17 protein-coding genes, 1 tRNA gene and 4 pseudogenes are annotated in these 19,059 nt (G+C 69.7%); 7 read left to right on the top strand and 15 right to left on the bottom strand.

All coding sequences use genetic code 11. The features are described 5' to 3' along the window. Window positions 1–210 precede the first annotated feature (210 nt). The 3 genes and pseudogenes from ACIHAA_RS04010 to ACIHAA_RS04000 all read left to right on the top strand — a co-directional run. Window positions 211–912 carry a DUF4328 domain-containing protein gene (locus tag ACIHAA_RS04010; protein ID WP_399812702.1) on the top strand — a complete coding sequence of 234 codons (702 nt, stop codon included), beginning with the start codon at window positions 211–213 and terminating at the stop codon, window positions 910–912. Between the two features lie 86 nt (window positions 913–998). Next, window positions 999–1,538, top strand: a complete 540-nt coding sequence (locus ACIHAA_RS04005; protein ID WP_399812699.1) for a hypothetical protein — start codon at window positions 999–1,001, stop codon at window positions 1,536–1,538. 113 nt (window positions 1,539–1,651) lie between these two features. Next, window positions 1,652–2,163 (top strand): annotated as a pseudogene (locus tag ACIHAA_RS04000) (IS5 family transposase); the annotation flags it as partial. Between the two features lie 86 nt (window positions 2,164–2,249). Here ACIHAA_RS04000 and ACIHAA_RS03995 read toward each other — a convergent pair. After that, a complete protein-coding gene (locus ACIHAA_RS03995; RefSeq protein WP_399812696.1) occupies window positions 2,250–3,149 on the bottom strand; it encodes a hypothetical protein in 900 nt (299 codons plus the stop codon). A gap of 277 nt (window positions 3,150–3,426) precedes the next feature. Between ACIHAA_RS03995 and ACIHAA_RS03990 the strand changes: the two are divergent. After that, a pseudogene (locus ACIHAA_RS03990) lies at window positions 3,427–3,813 on the top strand (transposase); the annotation flags it as partial. 62 nt (window positions 3,814–3,875) lie between these two features. Continuing rightward, window positions 3,876–4,724, top strand: a complete 849-nt coding sequence (locus ACIHAA_RS03985; protein ID WP_399812693.1) for a hypothetical protein — start codon at window positions 3,876–3,878, stop codon at window positions 4,722–4,724. A gap of 38 nt (window positions 4,725–4,762) precedes the next feature. On the opposite strand, the gene ACIHAA_RS03980 is transcribed toward ACIHAA_RS03985, so the two are convergent. Next, window positions 4,763–5,692, bottom strand: coding sequence for a hypothetical protein (locus ACIHAA_RS03980; RefSeq protein WP_399812691.1), 930 nt, complete (start codon window positions 5,690–5,692; stop codon window positions 4,763–4,765). 345 nt (window positions 5,693–6,037) lie between these two features. Here ACIHAA_RS03980 and ACIHAA_RS03975 point away from each other — a divergent pair, with 345 nt between their 5' ends. Then, window positions 6,038–6,271 (top strand): hypothetical protein, encoded by a 234-nt coding sequence (locus ACIHAA_RS03975; protein WP_399812688.1) that lies wholly within the window; start codon window positions 6,038–6,040, stop codon window positions 6,269–6,271. Here ACIHAA_RS03975 and ACIHAA_RS03970 read toward each other — a convergent pair. The 12 genes and pseudogenes from ACIHAA_RS03970 to ACIHAA_RS03915 all read right to left on the bottom strand — a co-directional run bounded on the left by ACIHAA_RS03970 (window position 6,247) and on the right by ACIHAA_RS03915 (window position 16,517). Continuing rightward, window positions 6,247–6,953: pseudogene (locus tag ACIHAA_RS03970) on the bottom strand (transposase). The gene ACIHAA_RS03975 and the pseudogene ACIHAA_RS03970 overlap by 25 nt on opposite strands. 25 nt (window positions 6,954–6,978) lie before the next feature. Beyond that, window positions 6,979–8,195, bottom strand: a pseudogene (locus ACIHAA_RS03965) (helix-turn-helix domain-containing protein). Between the two features lie 113 nt (window positions 8,196–8,308). Next, window positions 8,309–8,385: transfer RNA gene (locus ACIHAA_RS03960), tRNA-Pro, on the bottom strand. A 119-nt stretch (window positions 8,386–8,504) separates the two neighbouring features. Then, window positions 8,505–8,864 (bottom strand): MmcQ/YjbR family DNA-binding protein, encoded by a 360-nt coding sequence (locus tag ACIHAA_RS03955; protein ID WP_399812685.1) that lies wholly within the window; start codon window positions 8,862–8,864, stop codon window positions 8,505–8,507. A gap of 186 nt (window positions 8,865–9,050) precedes the next feature. Continuing rightward, the gene (locus ACIHAA_RS03950) at window positions 9,051–9,956 is read right to left on the bottom strand and encodes a LysR family transcriptional regulator (RefSeq protein ID WP_399812681.1); all 906 of its coding nucleotides are present in this window, start codon (window positions 9,954–9,956) and stop codon (window positions 9,051–9,053) included. A gap of 30 nt (window positions 9,957–9,986) precedes the next feature. Continuing rightward, on the bottom strand, window positions 9,987–11,186 hold the full coding sequence (locus ACIHAA_RS03945) for a glycine C-acetyltransferase (RefSeq protein WP_399812678.1): 1,200 nt from the start codon (window positions 11,184–11,186) through the stop codon (window positions 9,987–9,989). A gap of 84 nt (window positions 11,187–11,270) precedes the next feature. Then, window positions 11,271–12,299 carry an L-threonine 3-dehydrogenase gene (tdh, locus tag ACIHAA_RS03940; protein WP_399812675.1) on the bottom strand — a complete coding sequence of 343 codons (1,029 nt, stop codon included), beginning with the start codon at window positions 12,297–12,299 and terminating at the stop codon, window positions 11,271–11,273. Window positions 12,300–12,514: 215 nt separating this feature from the next. Further along, window positions 12,515–13,132 (bottom strand): GAF domain-containing protein, encoded by a 618-nt coding sequence (locus ACIHAA_RS03935; RefSeq protein ID WP_399812672.1) that lies wholly within the window; start codon window positions 13,130–13,132, stop codon window positions 12,515–12,517. Beyond that, the gene (locus ACIHAA_RS03930) at window positions 13,129–13,731 is read right to left on the bottom strand and encodes a GTP-binding protein (RefSeq protein ID WP_399812669.1); all 603 of its coding nucleotides are present in this window, start codon (window positions 13,729–13,731) and stop codon (window positions 13,129–13,131) included. Before ACIHAA_RS03930 ends, ACIHAA_RS03935 begins: the two co-directional genes overlap by 4 nt. Further along, window positions 13,709–14,080 carry a DUF742 domain-containing protein gene (locus tag ACIHAA_RS03925; RefSeq protein WP_399813714.1) on the bottom strand — a complete coding sequence of 124 codons (372 nt, stop codon included), beginning with the start codon at window positions 14,078–14,080 and terminating at the stop codon, window positions 13,709–13,711. The genes ACIHAA_RS03930 and ACIHAA_RS03925 overlap by 23 nt, the downstream gene beginning before the upstream one ends. A 2-nt stretch (window positions 14,081–14,082) precedes the next feature. Beyond that, window positions 14,083–14,517, bottom strand: coding sequence for a roadblock/LC7 domain-containing protein (locus ACIHAA_RS03920; RefSeq protein WP_399812666.1), 435 nt, complete (start codon window positions 14,515–14,517; stop codon window positions 14,083–14,085). A gap of 56 nt (window positions 14,518–14,573) precedes the next feature. Continuing rightward, complete coding sequence (locus tag ACIHAA_RS03915; RefSeq protein WP_399812663.1) at window positions 14,574–16,517, bottom strand: ATP-binding protein; 1,944 nt, start codon at window positions 16,515–16,517, stop codon at window positions 14,574–14,576. Window positions 16,518–17,054: 537 nt separating this feature from the next. Between ACIHAA_RS03915 and ACIHAA_RS03910 the strand changes: the two genes are divergently transcribed. Further along, a complete protein-coding gene (locus tag ACIHAA_RS03910; RefSeq protein ID WP_399812660.1) occupies window positions 17,055–17,741 on the top strand; it encodes a hypothetical protein in 687 nt (228 codons plus the stop codon). 111 nt (window positions 17,742–17,852) lie between these two features. On the opposite strand, the gene ACIHAA_RS03905 is transcribed toward ACIHAA_RS03910, so the two are convergent. Then, on the bottom strand, window positions 17,853–19,037 hold the full coding sequence (locus ACIHAA_RS03905; protein ID WP_399812657.1) for an MBL fold metallo-hydrolase: 1,185 nt from the start codon (window positions 19,035–19,037) through the stop codon (window positions 17,853–17,855). Between the last annotated feature and the right edge of the window lie 22 nt (window positions 19,038–19,059).

The following is a 19,059-nucleotide window of genomic DNA, read 5'->3' as shown; positions in this document are numbered from 1 at the left end:
CCTGTGCTGACCGGAGGCGTTCACGTCCGCCGCCCTGAGCAGGCGAGACGGCCGGGAATCGTAACGGGGCAGCGACGCGGTCCGCCTTTCCGGTGCCTGGACGGCCAGAGAAGGAACCCCGCAGCCCGCCCTGGCCCGCGCGGTGGCGCGTACACATTCAACTGATCCTCACTCGCGGGTGAGGACGCATTCCGTCGGGGGAGTTTTGTCATGTCCTACGGTCCCTACGATCCTGCCGACAGACCGGTCGGCGGTTCTGCGCTGCGTTCGGTGTCGGGTCTGGCCGCGGCCGTCTCGGTGCTGCTCGGTGTCGCCGCCGCGGTCGACGTCTTCGCCCTGTGGGCCGATGCCGGCCTGTACAGCCACCTGGGCACCGCGCTGGCCGACCGCACCGATCAGCTCGCCCACGACGCACACGTCCTCGACGTGGCCGGCAAGGCCCAGATCGGCGCCGTCCTGGTCACCGGGGTCGTCTTCATCGCCTGGTTCTACCGGGCACGTGTCAACGCCGAGTACTTCGCTCAGGACATATGCACCATGGCCCGCGGATGGGCCATCGGCGCCTGGCTGGTCCCCGTCGGCAATCTGTGGCTGCCCTACCGCGTCGCAAGCGAAATCTGGCAGGCCAGCGCCCAGACCGCCCCCGACGGCTCATGGCGCACCGTCCCGAAGACCCCGCTCACGGCCTGGTGGACTTTGACCGTCGCCTCCGCCGTCATCGCCCGGGCCGGCTCCAGCCTCAGCAACTCCTCGAACACCCTCGACGGTCTGCGCCACGCGGTCGCCATCATCGCACTCGGCGACCTCCTCAACGCGGTGGCGGCGATTCTCGCCATCGTCTTCGTCCGCAGACTCACCCACATGCAACAACCGCACCACACCCCCGCTCCGGCTCCCGCAGCCACGGCCTGACCACCACCGCACCACACGGCACCTCACCCGGACCGCTCCCCCAGGGCGTGGACCGACCATCTTCGGACGCCGGACAGAAGGAACGCATGAACACTCACCCCCGCCTCGCCGGAGCGGTCGCCTCCACCCGTTCCATGGGCACGTTGACTCTGCTGGTGGGAATGGTCGGTTCGCTGCCTGTCGCCTTCGGTAATACGGGTGGACTCGGCACGGTGGCCGCTGTTCTGCTCGCGACGGCGCTCTTTGCGGTGCCCTTCCTCTGGTTCGCCGGCCCCCGCCGCGCCTGGTTCCAGGCCCGGCTCGACCAGGTCACCCCCGCTCCGCAGGGTGCACCGGTGACCGCCCGCGAAGCGACTTTCGAAGCCATTTCCCGGAACATGGCCGTGCCACTGCTGATCGGCTTGGGGATTGGTCTGTTCAGCGCCTACAGGTTCGGAGTCCCGGCCGGGCTCTCGCTGGTGGGCACAGGCAGCGGAATGCTCTATCAGGCACAGTGGCTCGCTCGCCAGGAACGCAAGCTCGCCACCTGGCTGGTCACCCCACTGGTGGCGTTCCAGCCCAGGGCCGACGATCCCGCACTGCCGACCTACCGGAAGATGCCCTTCTATTCGCTGTCGGACCAGTAGCAAAAGCCCCTGCCCGCTCCACGAACCTCGTCACCGGCCTTTAACTGATCATTTCAGAATGAGTTGAGCTGTGGGTCCTGCGCTCGGCGATCTTGGTCGGCAGGGTGGCAGGGATGCGTGCTGACCTTGTTCCTGACGACCTGTGGGAGCGGGTTGCTCCGCTGCTGCCGCCCGCTCCCGAACGACGCCACCGCTACCCCGGACGGCTGCGTGTTCCGGACCGGGCAGCACTCGCCGGCGTCCTGTACGTACTGCGGACCGGTGTCGCCTGGCGCGACGTACCCGCGGAGACCGTCGGCTGCTCGGGGGTGACGGCCTGCCGCCGGCTGCGGGACTGGACAGAGGCCGGTGTCTGGCCGTGCCTGCACGCCGCCCTGCTGACCGAGCTTCGCCGCGCCGACCTGCTGGACCTGAGCGACTGCGCTGTGGACGGGTCCCACGTGCGAGCACTCAAAGGGGGGACCACACCGGACCCTCGCCCGTCGACCGCGCCCGTCCCGGCTCCAAGCACCATGTGATCGTCGACCGCCACGGAACCCCGCTCGCCGTCACGCTCACCGGCGGCAACCGGCACGACGTCACCCAGCTCCTGCCACTGCTGGACGCGGTCCCACCGATCCCGGGGCTACCGTTAGCCATACCCAGAACCCCCGGGCCTGCCCATCCCACGAATGACAGCTCAGACCCCCGCTTGAAAAAGGTCGGACAAGCTCAGAAGATGGGCGTGGTGCGTCCGCGGGGAACCCACGTCACGTTTCGGGCAACGTCCCTGTCTGGTGTCTTGTAGCTCACCCTGGCCGGGTAGAGGCTGTAGCGGTGGTCGCCGGTCGTGGCGACGACCCATCCCACATACACTCCGCCGTTGAAGCGGGCCTCAAGCCAGCCGGTTGCCCTGTCGGGCACACGCAGGTCCATAGCCTGCGAGATGGTCCCTGACTGCGTGTCCGTAGTGGTCGTCGTATCGGTGTAAGAGAAGTTGAACTCGCCTCCGACTCCCGGTGTACCGTCTTTCCCGGAGGCATTCGCACTGACCTTACCGCCAAGGGTCCAGCCGGTCGTGTGAGCCGTCGTATTGGTCGTTGTGGACGACACGGTGTAAGTGAGGTTCATCAGGCTTCCCACTCCGTCCGTGGTGGCCACTCGGGGGTACTTCTCCTCCAGCTTCCCCACGAACCCGTAGTCCGTCTTCCCCCAGTGAGGCCCGGACATGAAGGCCACCTTGGTCTTTGTGCTCCTGCCACTTGCATTGACAGACATTCCGCCGCCCAGGGGAACTTCCCCGGGATTGACGCGAATATCTATGGAGCCGGTGTCTGCAAACTTGTCCCTGATGTACTGGCTGACCTGAGCGATACTGACCGCGTTGGTGGCGTCCGCCGTGCTGACTTCCCGGTCGTTGACTGAGTCATAGGCTGGGAGATGCCCCGAACTGATCCGGTCCGGGATGTTGAGGAAGCTGAGGTACGAGGAGAGGTCCCCCTCCTCGTACAGGGCTGTCGGCTTTCCGTCTCTGTCCGGCGCGGTGATCTTTGCGGACGCCGGTGCCGCCCCGAGCAGCGTAGCGAGCGCGACGCCGGCAGCGATGACAGCCGCGTTCTGATGGGTCTTCACAAACCACCTCCACGAGGAAAATTTACCCTCACTTTACCTCTGTGTCTCAGGTTTGGGAACACGCATTCAGCTTGTTCTTTATGGTCGGCGACTTCGTTGAGGTTCAGCCACGACAGCTGTAGTTCCGGCGTCAGTTCTGGTCAGTGGCTTGCAGAGCCGGGGTAGGGCATGGGTACGGCCACCGTGATCATGAACGTTTGTGGTGACGTATCAGGACGCGGTGGCCGTGGAAGCGACCATAGCCGGGCAGGCGTGGAGCGAGACGTTCGGGGCGGCGATGAGGGTGGTCGCGGGTTGCTTCGCGCGGCGTGAAGCGCGTTTGACTGCGGCGGAGTTGACCGCGGGGCTGTTGCTGGAGGTGGACACGCGCAACTGCTGGACGCTCGGGCAGGCGCTGGGGCATCCGGGCCCGCACCGGCTGCAGCACCTGCTGTCGCGTGCCCGGTTCGACCATGAACGGGCCCGGCGGGAGATCGCTCGGCTGGTCGCGGGTGAACTCGCCGGCCAGGACGTGGTGCTGGTGGTGGACGAGACGGGCGACGCGAAGTCCTCCACGGACTGCGTGGGGGTAGGACGCCAGTACTCGGGGACGATCGGCGGTGTCGGTCTGTGCCAGGTGGCGGTGCACCTGGCGGCGGTCACGGCGACGGTGAGAGTGATCATCGACCGTGTCCTGTATCTCCCGGCGGATGGGCCGCCGACGAGGAACGCCGCGAGGCGACCGGGGTGCCGGAGGAGATTGTCTTCGCGACGAAGCCGCAGCAGGCGCTGGCCATGGTCACCGGCGCGGTTGCCACGGGGACCGGGGCCCGCTGGTTCGCGAGCGACGAGGTGTACTGCGGGCGCGAACTACGTCGGGTCATACGGTCGCTGGGTCTTGGCTATGCGGTCGGCATCGCCGCCACGTACCAGGTCACCGACGGATCAGGCCGCAGGTGGGAGGCCCGCAAACTGATCAACAAGGTGCGGCCCGAGCAGTGGATGCGCCGGCAGACCGGACACGGCACCAAGGGCACCCGCGAGTACGACCGGGCCTGGCGCGACGTCCGCCCCGATGACACTCCCGACGAGCACGAGCACGAGCACGAGCACGAGCACGCTGCCGGGGCCGGGGCGGGGACGAGTGTGCTGGTCGCGCGGCGGCACCGCTACACCAGTGAGGTGTCCTACTTCCGCTGCCGGGCGCCCGGCGACGTCTCGCTCGGCGCGCTGGTGGAAGTGATCTCGCGCAGGTGGCGGATCGAGGAGACCTTCCAGCTCGGCAAGGGTTTCACCGGCTTTGACCAGGCTCAGGTGACCTGCTGGAACTCCTGGATGCGCTGGTCACTGTTCTCCCTGATCGCCGCCGCCGTCCTCGCTCTCACGGCCGCCGCGGTCCATGAGGGCTCCCAGCGACAGCCCGGACTCGTCCCGCTGACCTGTCCCGAGCTCGTCCGTCTCATGCGAGCCCTCGTGCTGCCACCACCCGCCCAAGACCGCGGCCACGTCCTGCACTGGATCGCCTTCAGACGCCATCACCAAGCCGTCGCCACCGCCTGCCACCAGCAACGACACCACCGCCACGACCAGCCTTGATCAAGAACTACAGCTGCCGTGTCTGCCGGCGCCTCTTCTCAGCACTGCCAGGGGGAGGGGAGACTCTCGCATGGTTTGTCCACCGTGACCACGGCCGCGTCCGTGAGTGCCTGATTGCCGCTGAAGGCGTATAGCTCGTACAGCCCTGTCTCGAGGGAACCGAAGTTAACCTTTCCGCTCGGGGTCGAAATGTCTATTCGGGCTATGGGTGATTCTTTTTCGAGTGCAGCGCCTCTCCTGTAGAGGCCTATCCATTTATCTCCGGGCGGTACTGGCGCCCCTAGCTCGTAGGATGCTTCCACCTGCTGCCCAGGCTGGTAGCGATTCTGAGCGGGATTCACTTGTGAGGGGCTACCGCACGTGATCTTGTATGGCTGCTTGGCTGCCACGCCGCGCTCTGGCATTTCCAAGCCGCTTCCGCCTCCGCCTGGGTTAACGACTTGTCCGACACGTATGTCGACGAGTCGGAGGTCTCCTGTGCCGGGCCGGTCACATGTGATGGTGAAGGTGGCGTGCGACCAGCCAAATCCCCAATCTTTCTGCCAGGCGATTTCATTACCCTCGACGGGGTCGTTGTTCCCAGTCGTCTGAGGGCCTGTGTTTTTGACGGTGAAGGGCGCGTTAGGCGAGACGATGAGCGGAGCCTGCGTCGTGTAGGGCAGCAGGTCAGAGTTGATGTTATTGGCGACTCCGACGCTGACGGACCCGCCTCCGCCGATCGTCATCTCCAATCCCTTGTTCGGGTAAGAGAACCAGGTGCGTTTGGCGCCCGGAACATCGTTCCTTATCCAGTCGTTGTGAAATTTGCTGACCTCGTTGGTCCCGGTCAGGTCACCGAAGGCGGTACCAGCATCCCGCGTGGCTTCCTGAACAGGACTGGCGAGTCCGTCGGCAGCTGCGTTAGATACTGGCATCGAGAGAGCTATCGCAGCGCCTGCAGTCGTTAGCACGCACAGTCGTCTGATCACGGACGTGACTCCTTGCAGTTTTTACTTCAGTCGGGGTTCAACAAGTATGGCCGCATGGTCAAGTTAAGTCCATAGGTAGACCAAGTTATATTAAAGTTCCGCTCGGTCGCCAACACTGCGCGCGCTGTGGGGTGCGCCCCTCCCGCAGTGCAGGCGGGCGGAGGACATACCCAGATCGAGACCATTACCTGGTCACCCGTAGGACATCCGGGAGAGGCCTCGTCGGCACGTCGGGAGTGGAAAACTAACGGCTGATCCGCCCAGCAAGGAGGAGAAGCCAAGTGACGGATCAGAGTGTGGAGTTGAGGCAGGTCGAGGCCGCTGAGGCGGCTCAGGCTCCGCAGATTGCGGATCCAGTTGATCGCGATGCTGGTGGACCGGGCCCGGAGCGGGGGCCTGCAATTGACCGGTCAGGGCGGGCTGCTGCAGCAGCTGACGAAGCGGGTCCTCGAGTCCGCCCCGGAGGGCGAGATCACCAATCACCTCGGCTACGACAAGCACGAGGCGGCCGGCCGGAACAGTCACGGCAGCTGTAGTTCCGGCGTCAGTTCTGGTCAGTGGCTTGCAGAGCCGGGGTAGGGCATGGGTACGGCAGGCGAGTTGGAGAGGTCGGCGCGTATCTCGTAGCGGATCCGGAGTCGTTTGAACTGGTGGAGCCAGGCGAAGGTCCGCTCGACGACCCAGCGGGTCTTCCCCAGTCCGGATCCGTGCGCGGTGCCTTTCCGGGCGAACTTCGGTGTGATGCCGCGGGCCCGGAGCAGCCGGCGGTACTTGTCGTAGTCGTAGCCGCGGTCGGCGAACAGCCGGCCTGGCCGGTGACGTGGCCGGCCAAGGGAGTGCCATGCCTGTCGACGATCAAGTGGTGCTTGCTGCCGGGCCGGGCCCGGTCGACCGGCGAAGGTCCGGTGTGAGCCCCCCCCTTCAGCGCCCGGACGTGCGAGCCGTCGATCGAGGCGTCGTCCATGTCCAACAGGCCCGCGCCCCGCAGCTCTGCCAGCAGCACCTCGTGCAGCTGCGGCCAGACGCCCGCTTCGGTCCAGTCCCGCAGACGCCGCCAGGCCGTCACGCCGCCGCAGCCGACCTGTTCCGCGGGAACGTCCCGCCAGCTCACGCTCTTGCACAGCACGCAGACGATGCCACGCAGCGCAGCCCGGTCATCCGCAGGCAACCGCCCGGGATACCGATGCCGCCTGGGCGGACGAGCCGGCAACAGCGGGGCCACACGCTTCCACAGGTCATCGGGCACAAGATCAGCAGGCACCCAACAGATCCTGCCGACGCAACACTCAACTGCCAAGCTCCTCAACGCCATTCATTCTGAAACGATCAGTTGGGGCTGAGGGGTGGTTGGGGAGCGCCCACAGGTCGCGCACGATGGCCACGGCCAGTGTGTGGTGCTGCATCCATGTCGGCGCCACCCGGCGCAGGGACTCCAGGGTCTTCACCGCCCCGGCCGCGTCCCCGGTGTCGGTGTGGGCCCGGGCCACGTCCAGCAGCAGCCATGTGCGCCAGGACGGCGGGGTGTCCTTGCTCAACCGCATCCCCTTGGCCAGTGCCAAGGCGTTCTCGGGGTGCCCGTACTGCACGGCGAGACGGACACGTTCGATGCGGACCGAGGACGGACTGAAGATGCTGACCATGCGGTTGTCGCCACCGTCAGGAAGCTTCACGACCCGTGCGGCTTCCTTCTCCGCCGTCTCCATCATCGCCGCCGCGCGTTCATAGTCGCCGCTCCGCGCGGCCGACGTGGCGGCGCTCATGGTCAGAGCCCCCCACACCTTCAGTCCGTCGGCTGTCCGGTCGCTGCCTGCGTTCACCATGTCGCCGGCGGCACGAAGGGCAATGCTCAACGCGTCCTCCAGGCGTCCCTGCCTCTGGTAGGTCCAGGCCGTGGAGTTGACGATCATCGGCAGCTGCGGGTCGGACGACCGCCCCGCAGCATCTATGGCACGCTCCAGGCTCGTCAGCGCAAGGTCCGTCTTGCCCATCCGCACGGCGACATGTCCGGCGAGCTGAAGCGCCTTGCCCAGGGCCGCGAAACCGGCCCCCCGATCGCCCTCGTTGTCCGAAGCCGTGGCGGTGCGCGCGTCCGAGAGCAAGTCCGGAGCGCCTTCATCACCGTGTCGAACTCGGCGGCGTGGTACCGCGTCCAGCCGTCCGCGATCTGCTCACGGAGACGGTCCAGCGAGAAGTCGGCGCCGGGCGGCTCAGGCTCCGCCCCCCAGAGCACGGGCATGACGGCCCTGCGGACGGCCACGAAGCGTGGACCGTCGGTCTCGCCCGTGGAGACGGCGGGCGGGTCACCAAGAAGCGTGGTCAGCTCGACACCGAGGCCGTTGGCCAGTGCGTGGAGTGCGGGAAGCCGTGCCGAGTGCTTCCGCCCCTGTTCAAGCTGGCGGATCACATCGACGGACACGCGGGAGCGCTCGGCCAGCTCTTCTTGCGTCAGGGAGACCAGACGGCGCAAGTGGCGCAGGGTCCGACCCAGGCCTTTGTTTGCCACGCGGACACGGTACGCCGCCACAGTTCTCGGTTGTCCCCGAGGACGACGGCCCGGACGCACGAAAGGCCGCCCTCCCACGGATGAGAGAACGGCCTCCGACCTGCGATTCCGCATGGTCGGGACGACAGGATTTGAACCTGCGACCCCTTGACCCCCAGTCAAGTGCGCTACCAAGCTGCGCCACGTCCCGATACCCGTCTGACCTGGGGTTTCCCTTGGCCGAACGCGCACAGAAACAATACCGCACTCGGGACGGTGGTCGCGCACCCATACGGCACAGCGCCGGTGAGGACACCGCTCCCGCGCGCGTCACCCTCCGGTCGGCAGCCCCAGCTCCGGATGGTGCTCCAGAAGCCGGGGCGGGGCCGCCTGGCGCCAGGAGTCGGCCAGGATGTCCCGCAGCTCGCCCTCGTCCTCCAGGGTGGCGAGCCGCACCCGGATCCAGGCGAACTGTGACTCGTGCCCGGCGACCCAGAACTTCCCGGGCTCCGCGAGCACCAGTTCCTCCCGCTCCTCCCTGGGGCAGCGCACCGCCATGGACGTCTCGTCCTCGGGCAGCGTGGCGAACATCTTCCCCGCGACCCGGAAGGTGGGCATGCTCCAGGCGGTCTTCTCGGCCGTCTCGGGCAGTGACAGGGCGATACGGCGTACGTCTTCGGCGTCCGGCATGCACCGCACGCTAGCCAACCCCACTGACATCGCCGACCCCGCCCGCACGGCCCTACGGCTCGCCGCCACCCAGCCGCCCACGCGACCGGGCCGCCGATCGACTCGGGGCCACACACCCCGGCACCCCGGCGGCTACGAGACCGTCGTCGCGGAAGCCGGGCGCGGGCCCGGGCCCGCGCCGGCCCCTCAGTCCTCCATGGCGGCAGCCGTCAGCGCGTCCAGGACCGGGCTGATCAGCGGATGCGTCTCCGCCCCGCGGCGTACGGCGGCGAAGACCCGCCGGGTGGGGGCGACCCCGTCGACCGGGCGGACGACCACGCCCGTCAGGTCCATGCCGCGCAGGGCGGAGCGGGGGACGAGGGCCACGCCCGCGTCGGCCGAGGCCAGGGCGACGACCGCGCGGAAGTCGTCGGAGGAGTGCTCCAGGCGGGGCTGGAACCCGGCGTGCTCGCAGGCCAGGACGACGACGTCATGGCAGGGGTTGCCGGGGTAGGGGCCGATCCACGGGTCCTTGGCCAGCTCGGACAGCGGGACCTCGGGGGCGTCGGCGAGCCGGTGGGTGACCGGGACCACCGCGTCGAAGGGCTCGGCGTAGAGCGGTACGGGGGTGAGCCGGGGGTCGTCCGCGGCGGGCGCGCCCCGGTACTCCACGGCGACCGCGACATCCACCTGGCGGTCCAGGACCATGGGCAGGCTCTCGTCGCCCTCGGCGTCCTGGACCCGGACCCGGATGCCGGGTGCGGTGCGGGCGAGCCGCGCCAGGGCCGGGGCGACCACCAGGCCGATGCCGGTGGCGAAGGAGGCGAGTGTCACCGTGCCCGCCGAGCCCGCGCCATAGGCGGCCAGCTCGGCCTCGGCCCGCTCCAGCTGGGCCAGCACGGTGTGGGTGTGGCCGAGCAGGATCTCGCCGGCCGGGGTCAGCCGCACCCCCTTGGCGCTGCGCTCGACAAGCCGGTGGCCGGTCTCCTGCTCCAGCGCTGCGAGCTGCTGGGACACGGCGGAGGGGGTGAGATGGAGCGCGGCGGCGGCGGCCGTCACCGTGCGGTGGTCCGCCACGGCTCGGAGGATGTGCAGCCGCCGCGCTTCGATCATGCAACCGATTATCGCAAGTCGCGCGGGTGGTCAGCCCTCCAGCTCGCTCCTGGCCGCCACGAACGCGTCCACCGCCCGGTTCACATCGTCCGTGGAGTGCGCGGCGGACAGCTGCACCCGGATCCTGGCCTGGCCCTGCGGCACCACCGGGTAGGAGAAACCGATGACGTAGACGCCGCGCTCCAGCAGCAGCTCGGCCATGCGTCCGGCCTTCGACGCGTCGCCGATCATCACCGGGGCGATCGCATGGTCGCCGGGCAGGATGTCGAAGCCCTCCTCGGTCATCCGGCGGCGGAAGAGAGCGGTGTTCGCGATCAGCTTCTCGCGCAGGTCGCCCGCCGACTCCAGCAGGTCGAGCACCTTCAGCGAGGCCGCCGCGATCACCGGGGCGAGCGTGTTCGAGAAGAGGTACGGGCGCGAGCGCTGGCGCAGCAGGGCGACGATCTCGGCGCGGGCGGCGACATAGCCGCCGGAGGCGCCGCCGAGCGCCTTGCCGAGGGTGCCGGTGATGATGTCCACCCGGTCCATGACGCCGTGCAGCTCGGGGGTGCCGCGGCCGCCCTTGCCGACGAAGCCGACGGCGTGCGAGTCGTCGACCATCACCATCGCGTCGTAGCGCTCGGCGAGGTCGCAGATGTCCTGGAGCGGGGCGACGTAGCCGTCCATGGAGAACACACCGTCGGTGACGACGAGCTTGCGGCGGGCGCCGCCCTCGGTGGCCTCCTTCAGCTGGCGCTCCAGATCGGCCATGTCGCGGTTGGCGTAGCGGAAGCGGCGCGCCTTGGACAGCCGGATGCCGTCGATGATCGAGGCGTGGTTGAGGGCGTCGGAGATCACCGCGTCCTCGGCGCCGAGGAGGGTCTCGAAGACACCGCCGTTGGCGTCGAAGCAGGAGGAGTACAGGATCGTGTCCTCCTGGCCGAGGAACGCCGACAGCCGCGCCTCCAGTTCCTTGTGCACCTCCTGGGTGCCGCAGATGAACCGCACCGAGGCCATGCCGTAGCCCCAGCGGTCCAGCGCCTCGTGGGCGGCGGCGACGACCTCGGGGTGGTCGGCGAGACCGAGGTAGTTGTTGGCGCAGAAGTTGAGCACCTCGCCGGGGCGGCCGCCCGCGGTGACGCCGACGGTGGCGGACTGCGGGGTGCCGATCACCCGCTCGGGCTTGTGCAGCCCGGCGGCCCGGATCTCGTCGAGGGTGGCGCGCAGATCGTCGCGCACGGAGTCGAACATGGAAAGCTCCTCAGAATGCTTACGCGGGACGGCGGAGTGCTTGCACGGGGCCGCGGAGGTACCGCGGGACCGCGGAGGGACGTGCTACGCGGTCCAGTCCAGGATGATCTTGCCGCCCCGGCCGCTCGCCGCGTCCTCGAACGCCGTTTCGTGGTCGCGGAAGCCGTAGCGGCCGGTGATCACGGGAGAGAGGTCCAGGCCGCCTTCGAGCAGGACCGACATCGCGTACCAGGTCTCGAACATCTCACGGCCGTAGATGCCCTTGATCGTGATCATGGAGATGACGATCCGGGCCCAGTCGACGGGGAACTCCTGGGAGGGCAGCCCGAGCATGGCGATCCGGCCGCCGTGCGTCATATTGGCGATCATGTCGCGCATCGCCTCGGGGCGGCCGGACATCTCCAGGCCGATGTCGAATCCCTCGCGCAGGCCCAGTTCCCGCTGGCCGTCGGCGATCGTCGCGTCGGCGACGTTCAGGGCGAGGCTGACACCGAGCTTGCGGGCCAGCGCGAGGCGCTCCTCGCTCACATCGGTCACGACCACGTTGCGTGCGCCCGCGTGGCGGGCCACGGCCGCGGCCATCAGGCCGATCGGTCCCGCACCGGTGATCAGGACGTCCTCGCCGACCAGCGGGAACGACAGGGCAGTGTGCACGGCGTTGCCGAACGGGTCGAAGATCGCGGCGATGTCGAGGTCCACGGCAGTGCGGTGCACCCAGACATTGCCCGCGGGCAGCGCCACATACTCGGCGAAGGCGCCGTCGCGCCCCACCCCGAGGCCGACCGTCGCCCGGCACAGATGACGGCGTCCGGCCAGGCAGTTGCGGCACTTCCCGCACACCAAGTGGCCTTCTCCGCTGACCAGGTCCCCCACCGAGACGTCCACGACATCGCGGCCGAGCCCGACGACCTCGCCGACGAACTCGTGTCCGACCACGAGCGGGGTACGGATGGTCTGCTGGGCCCAGCCGTCCCAGGCCCGGATGTGCAGGTCGGTGCCGCAGATCCCGGTCCGCAGGACCTTGATCAGTACGTCGCCGGGTCCGACGGCGGGTTCCGGGACGTCCATGAGCCGGAGTCCGGGCTCCGCCTTCTCCTTGACCAGCGCCTTCAACGCTACGGCTCCTGTGGGTGAGGTCCCGGTTCCGGGCACGGCGAAGTGGCCCGCACCGGGGTAAGAAGTGGAATCACGTAGCAATGTGCCGTACGGCGCGGCGCGGGTCCATCGAGGATTTCTTAAGCGCCGCCACAGCTTACCTTCACGCCCCCTCTGTCACCTGCGGTTTCACCCTTCGGCGCGCCGCGGGGAGCGGCCGGGCGACGCGCCGGTCATGGTGTCCCGGAGGCGTCGGCGGAGGTGCCGGGGCGGTCCGGGCCGGGGTCGGCCAGGGGCGGGTCGTCCTCCCGGCGCGCGATCTCCTCCGCCAGTTCCGCGGCCAGTGCCTTGATGGTCGCGAGGCCCGCCCTGCCCCAGGGGCGCGGTTCCACATCGGCGGCGCACACCGTGCCGAGAGCGGTGCCCGTACGGTCCACGAGCGGCGCCCCGAGATAGGAGCGGATGCCGATCTCGTCGACCAGCGGGTTGCCCGCGAAGCGCGGATAGTCGCGGACGTCCTCCAGGACGAGCGCCCGGCCCCGGACGACGACATGCGGGCAGAAGCCGTACTCGCGGCCCAGGTGACGGGCCGTCGCCGCGCCGCCGTCCGGCGCTCCGGCGACCGCGGTCAGCGGGCGGTCGCCGGGCTGGTGGAGTCCCGCGAAGAACTGCCGGTGTTCGTCCATGAAGGTGACCATCGCGTAGGGCGCCGCGGTGAGTTCCGCCATCCGGCCCGCGAAGGCGTCGAACTCCGGTTCGCCGTGCACCCCGAGGCCGAGCCGGAGCAGCCTGCGGACGCGCTCGGAGGCGTCCCGGTCCTCGGGGGTCAGCAGCAGTCGGCTCAGGGTCATGTGCGGGCTCCGCGCCGAGGTGCCGGTACCGCGGGGGCGAGCGAGAGGAGGTGGCGGACGAGCGTGAGCAGGGTCTCCACCCCCGAACTGGAGATCCGCGCGTCGCAGCACACCACGGGGATCGCCGGATCGAGGTCGAGGGCGGAGCGCACCTCCCCCGGGTCGTAGCGGTGGGCGCCGTCGAACTCGTTGAGGGCGACGATGAAGCCGAGTCCGCGCTGCTCGAAGAAGTCGATGGCGGCGAAGCAGTCCTCCAGCCGACGGGTGTCGGCCAGTACGACCGCTCCGAGCGCGCCCTCGGACAGCTCGTCCCACATGAACCAGAACCGCTCCTGGCCGGGTGTGCCGAAGAGATACAGCACATGCTCCGAGTCCAGGGTGATACGGCCGAAGTCCATCGCCACGGTCGTCTCGACCTTGTTCTCGATCCCGTCGAGACTGTCGGTCGCGGCGCTGACCGTGGTGAGCAGCTCCTCCGTGCTCAGCGGGGCGATCTCGCTCACCGCGCCCACGAAGGTCGTCTTGCCTACTCCGAACCCTCCCGCCACCAGGATCTTCAGCGCGGTGGGAAAGGGGTCAGAGCTGTCGTCGTAGTCCATCGAGCACTGCCTCCAGCAGAGACCGGTCTGTCGGGTTGTGGTGGAAGGCGGGGGGTCCGGCGGTGAGGGCACCGCAGTCGACGAGGTCGGACAGCAGCACCTTGGTGACCACGGCGGGCAGCCTCAGGTGTGCGGCGACCTCGGCGACCGACACGGGGGCGGTGCACCGGCCGAGCGCCTCGGAGTGCTCCGGTCCGAGCGAACCGAGGGCGGTCGTGCCGGTGGCCATCACCTGGGAGAGCAGATCGAGCGCGGTGCTCGGCCGGGTGCGGCCGCTGCTGGCCGTGTACGGGCGGAGCAGCCGCCCGGCCGCGCCGTCGAGCCAGGGGCCGTCACCGGCCGCGGTCAGCCTCAAGACCTGGGCACCGGGGGCTGTACGGCGCCGCGGCGGGGCGCGGTGGCCAGATAGGGCCGCACGCTCTTGACCAGCATCGCCATCTCGTAGCCGAGAACGGCCGCGTCGGCCTCGCGTTCGGCGAGCACGGCGAGACAGGTACCGGATCCGGCGGTGGTGACGAAGAGCAGGGTCGAGTCGAGTTCGACGACGATCTGCCGTACGTCGCCGCCGTCCCCGAAGCGGACCCCCGCGCTGCGGCCGAGCGAGTAGAGGCCGGAGGCCAGGGCGGCCATGTGGTCGGCGCTGTCGGTGTCGAGGCCGTGCACGGATTTCACCAGTCCGTCGCAGGAGAGCAGCACCGCGCTCCTGGTGTGGGGTACGCGCTGTACGAGGCCGCTCATCAGCCAGTCGAGATCGGAAGCGTGGGCGGTCGGCACGTCGCTCTCCATGGTGGATCGACTCCTTGGGGTACGCAGGTCCGCGCGAGCGGACGGGGTGGGGGTGGTCATCCGGACGGTGTGGTCCCGCGGCGACGGACCGTCAGGTCGGGGCGGTGCGCGGTCGGGGCTCCGGTTTCCGCGCGGCCCGTCGTCCCGGCGGGCTCGGCATCCTGCTGCTGCCGTGCCTCGGCGAGGGAGATTCCCCGGCGGAAGGCGGCCATCAGGCCCGGATCGTGACCGGCGAGCGTGCCCGTGTCCTGGGAGGCGGGCGCGGGGCGGCTGCCCCGGAGCTGGGGTGCGATGTGCTCCTGGGCGCGTCTGCGGGGCAGGTGGGGCCTGCCCGGCTCCCCGTCCGCGATGCCCGGCTGCGGTACTGGGCGGCCGCCCGGGGCCATCGGGAACCTGCCCGTCCTCGGCGGCCCGCCCAGAACCTGCGCGGGGGCGTCCGGCAGTGGGGCGGCACCGCCGGGAATCCCCGGGAGGGGCGGCCGGACGGCCGACTCGGGGCGGAGGTCACCGGCGTCACGCGCGGGCGCGGGGAGCGGTGATCGTGCGCGCCCGACGGCGGTCCGGTCGCCCTGGGGGTGGGCGGTCCGGTCGTCGTGGAGGTGCCGGGGCACGGGGTGCTCCAGGGCTCCGGACGCGGGGCGGCCGACGGCACCGTCCCACTGCGGGAGGGCCTGGGTGTGGGTGCCCGCGCCGTCGGCCTCGCGGACACCGGCGACCCCGGCGGCCATGAGGGGCGCCCGGCCGCTCTCCCCCGTCCGTGGGGGACCCGCCGCCATGGATTCCGCCGTACCGGAGTCCTCCCCCAGCAGGCCGGGGGGCACGACGAGGACGGCCTGCACACCGCCGTAGATATTGGCCTGCAACCGTACGTGGATGCCGTGGCGGCGGGCGAGTTGGGAGACCACGAACAGGCCGATGCGGCCGTCCGCCAGCAGACCCGCGACATTGACCTGGTCGGGGTCGGCGAGCAGGGCGTTCATCCTGCTCAGCTCGGCCGGGGGCATACCGAGCCCGCGATCCTCGACCTCGACGGCGAGCCCGGAGGTGACCAGGCCCGCGCGGAGCACCACTTGGGTGTGCGGCGGGGAGAACACCGTGGCGTTCTCCACGAGTTCGGCGAGCAGATGGACCACATCGGCGACGGCGTGCCCGCGCAGGGTGCCCTCGACCGGGGGCACCAGTCGGACCCGCACATACTGCTCGACCTCGGCGGTCGCGGAGCGCAGCACCTCGGTCATGGGCACCGGGGTGCTCCACTGGCGGCGGGAGACGGCGCCGCCGAGCACCGCGAGGTTCTCCGCGTGGCGGCGGATGCGGGTGGCGAGGTGGTCGACGTGGAAGAGGCCCTTGAGCAGGTCGGGGTCCTCGATCTCGTTCTCCAGCTCGTCGAGGATCGAGATCTCCCGGTGCACCAGGGACTGGAGGCGCCGGGCGAGGTTGAGGAACACCTCCAGCTTCTGTTCGCTGCCGGTCCGGCTGGAGAGCTGGGAGGCTCCGAGTACGGCGGCGACCGCGTTGTCGTGGGCGTGCGCCAACTCGGCGGCGAGCAGCTCGAATTCGTCGGCACCCGTGCCGGGTCCGCCCCGCGGTCCGGGTGTCGGCGGTGTCTCGCCGCGGCGCAGCGCCTCGACCAGGGTGCGCAGGTCGGCCTCGCCGCGGGCGCTGGCGCCGCGCAGCGTGTGCAGACGTTCCCGTACGGAGGCGGTGGCGCGTCGGGCGGCCACGGCGGCGATGACGATGCCCGCGAGGGTCACGGCGAGGGCGCCCGCGAGCACGGTCCAGAGCGTGGTGGTGGGACGCGCGCCGGTGCTGCGGATGGTGAAGAGCACGGCGGCGCAGGCGCTGAGGGCGACCGCGACCGGCGGTAGGACCGCCAGGCGCATCAACTGGTGCCGTAGGGGGGTCTCGGCCGGTGCGGGGGCGGGCTGGGCGACCGGCCGCCCGTGCCGACCGCCCTCACGGCGGTCTGCGCGTGCGGCCGGTGCGCGAAGGTGAGACATCGGCGTCCTCGTCCTGGGTGCGTCGGGGCGTGGGGCTCCCGCGGATCCCCGCGAATCGGGCATACGGCATCGCGGCACCGGTCGGACAGAGCCCTCTCCGGGCTCTGCGTCGATCGACGGCGACTCAGAGTAGTCGCCCGCGGGAGAGGCCTGGGACCCTGTTGACAAAGTCCTACGGAGAGCTTCCTGCTCTGGTATGAGCCGTCGTACGACAGCCCGATAACCGCGTCACGGATGTGCTCAGAGGACGCATCAGAGCCGATCGAAGCCGGTCGCTTCCATGCGGAAGCGGTCGGCGCGACTCCCGCACGATCCCGGTCGCCACATCACGGTCCGGCCATGTGCTGGCAGTTGACCGTACGACAGGACCTGGACGCCGACGACTGCCCTCACCGTGCCGGGAGAGAGCGTCGTCCACGCACGTCACGGCGAGCCGAGCAAGGACACCGCCGTGGATGCCCTGACCGGGCAGCTCGACGGCCGCAGGGACGAGGCTCCCTCCCGGGTACCGAGAACACGCATCGAGGAGGGCTTCGGATGAAAGCCCACCAGTACGGCCCGCCGGAGCCCGTCTTCGAACCGCGCATGTGGGATGGCGGCTCCCATGTGCCGTTGATGACACCGTGGTTGCATCCGCATGAGCGGCTGCTCGGGATCGTCGAGGTGAAGCTGAGCGACATGATCCGCCGCAAACTGCCCCGCAAGGTGCGACCCGGCAAGCACGCAACGGGCCTGCTCGGTGTGATGGCCGGCGCCTTCGAGGCCGTCCTCGAGGTCGTACATGCCTTTGAGAACTACGATTTCGGCATCACCCGCACCATTCGGCGTGTCGTGCGCGGAACCGGTTTCAAGGGTGGATGGCAGAGCCAGGCGGGCCAGTTCGCGATCGCTGTGCGCATCGGATCCGCCGCCTCGAGCTCTTACGACAGCATCAGCGCGCTCATGGTCTTCACCGACTCCAGGATCCTGCTGATGGACACGGTCTTGGCCAAGGGGCCACAGCCCCGCGATCTTCCACGCGAGCGCCTGCACAGGGAAGGCTTCCGTCTGGGCGAGATGCTGCCGCAGCAGCTGCGAAATGTCGACGTCCGGCACACATCGCTGTCGAGACGCGTGGAACTGCACTTTTCCGACGGGTCCATGGCGGCGGTAGACGTCGACAAGGATCAGGTCCAGGCCCTGGAGGCACTGAGCCGGGGCATCGCCCCACCCCCGCGGGTCTGACCCGGCGCGGCGAGGGAAACGAGCCGGGCTCCGGTTCAGACTGAACCGGAGCCCGCAGCGCGTAGCCGACGCCGCCGCACGATCTGCGGAATGGCGAACCAGCCCGGCCGGTCAGCCCTCCGCCAGCAGTTCGAGGTCTTCACGAGCCGTCGTCCGGGGCACCTCGGGCACCGGCCATGTGCCATGGAGCGGTGCGGACACGTCCCGCCACCACGGGCGGGTGGGCAGGTCCCCGGACGGCTCGAAGGGCCGGCCCGGGATGGGGAAAGCGGCGGTCTGGCCTACGGCGTCGGCGGCGGCCTTGGTCCATTCGCCGGGCTCGGACCAGGCGTGGGGGGCGAGGTTGAAGGTGCCCCAGTGGATCGGCAGCATCACCCCGTGCGGACGGCCGCCCTGGAGGTCGAGGTGGGCGCGCATGCCCTCCTCCGGTGTCATGTGGATGTCGGGCCAGAACTCGGAGTAGGCGCCGATCTGGATCATCGTGGCGTCGAAGGGGCCGTGGGCGGCGCCGATGTCCTTGAAACCGTCGAAGTAGCCGGTGTCGCCGCTGTGGTAGATCCGGTGCCGGTCACCGGCCACGGACCAGGACGCCCACAGGGTGTGCTGGCCGTTGCGCAGCCCCCGGCCGCAGAAGTGGCGGGCCGGGGTGGCGGTCAGGGTGAGGCCGCCGACCTTCGCCGACTCGTTCCAGTCCAGCTCGCGCAGCCGGTCCGCGGGCACGCCCCAGTGTTCGAGGTGGGCGCCGACGCCGAGGGGTATCGCGAACAGGGTGTCCGTGCCCGCCAGCGCCTTGATGGTGGGCAGGTCGAGGTGGTCGTAGTGGTCGTGGGAGATGACCACGACGTCGACCGGGCCGAGCGCGGCCAGTGGCAGCGGGACCGGGTGCAGCCGCCGGGGTCCGGCGAAGTCGAAGGGCGAGCAGCGCTCTCCCCACACCGGGTCGAAGAGCACCCGCTGTCCGTCGATCTCGGCGAGCACGCTGGAGTGCCCCATCCAGGTCAGCCGCAGCCCGTCGGCCGGGGGCTTCGCCAGATCGGCATAGGTCGTCGGGTGCACCGGGATCGTGCCGGCCGGGACCCGGCGGGCCCGGGACTCCTTCTGGAAGTAGACCTTCGCCAGCTCCAGCGTGGAGTTCCCGGACGGGCGGATCCGGGTGCCCTCCGGGTTCACGAAGGCGCCGTTCGCGAAATTCGGTGATCTGCGGATGCGCGCCAGGCGCTCCCCGCCCGGATCCGCACCGAAGGCGGTGGGCCGCAGTGCGCGGAGCCCGGAGCTCAGGGAACGGGAACCGGTCACGGGTCCTCCAAGGAATCGGTGC

Source organism: Streptomyces sp. NPDC052040 (genome assembly GCF_044548405.1).
GTDB lineage: Bacteria > Actinomycetota > Actinomycetes > Streptomycetales > Streptomycetaceae > Streptomyces.
This window is presented reverse-complemented; position numbering and strand designations above follow the sequence as displayed.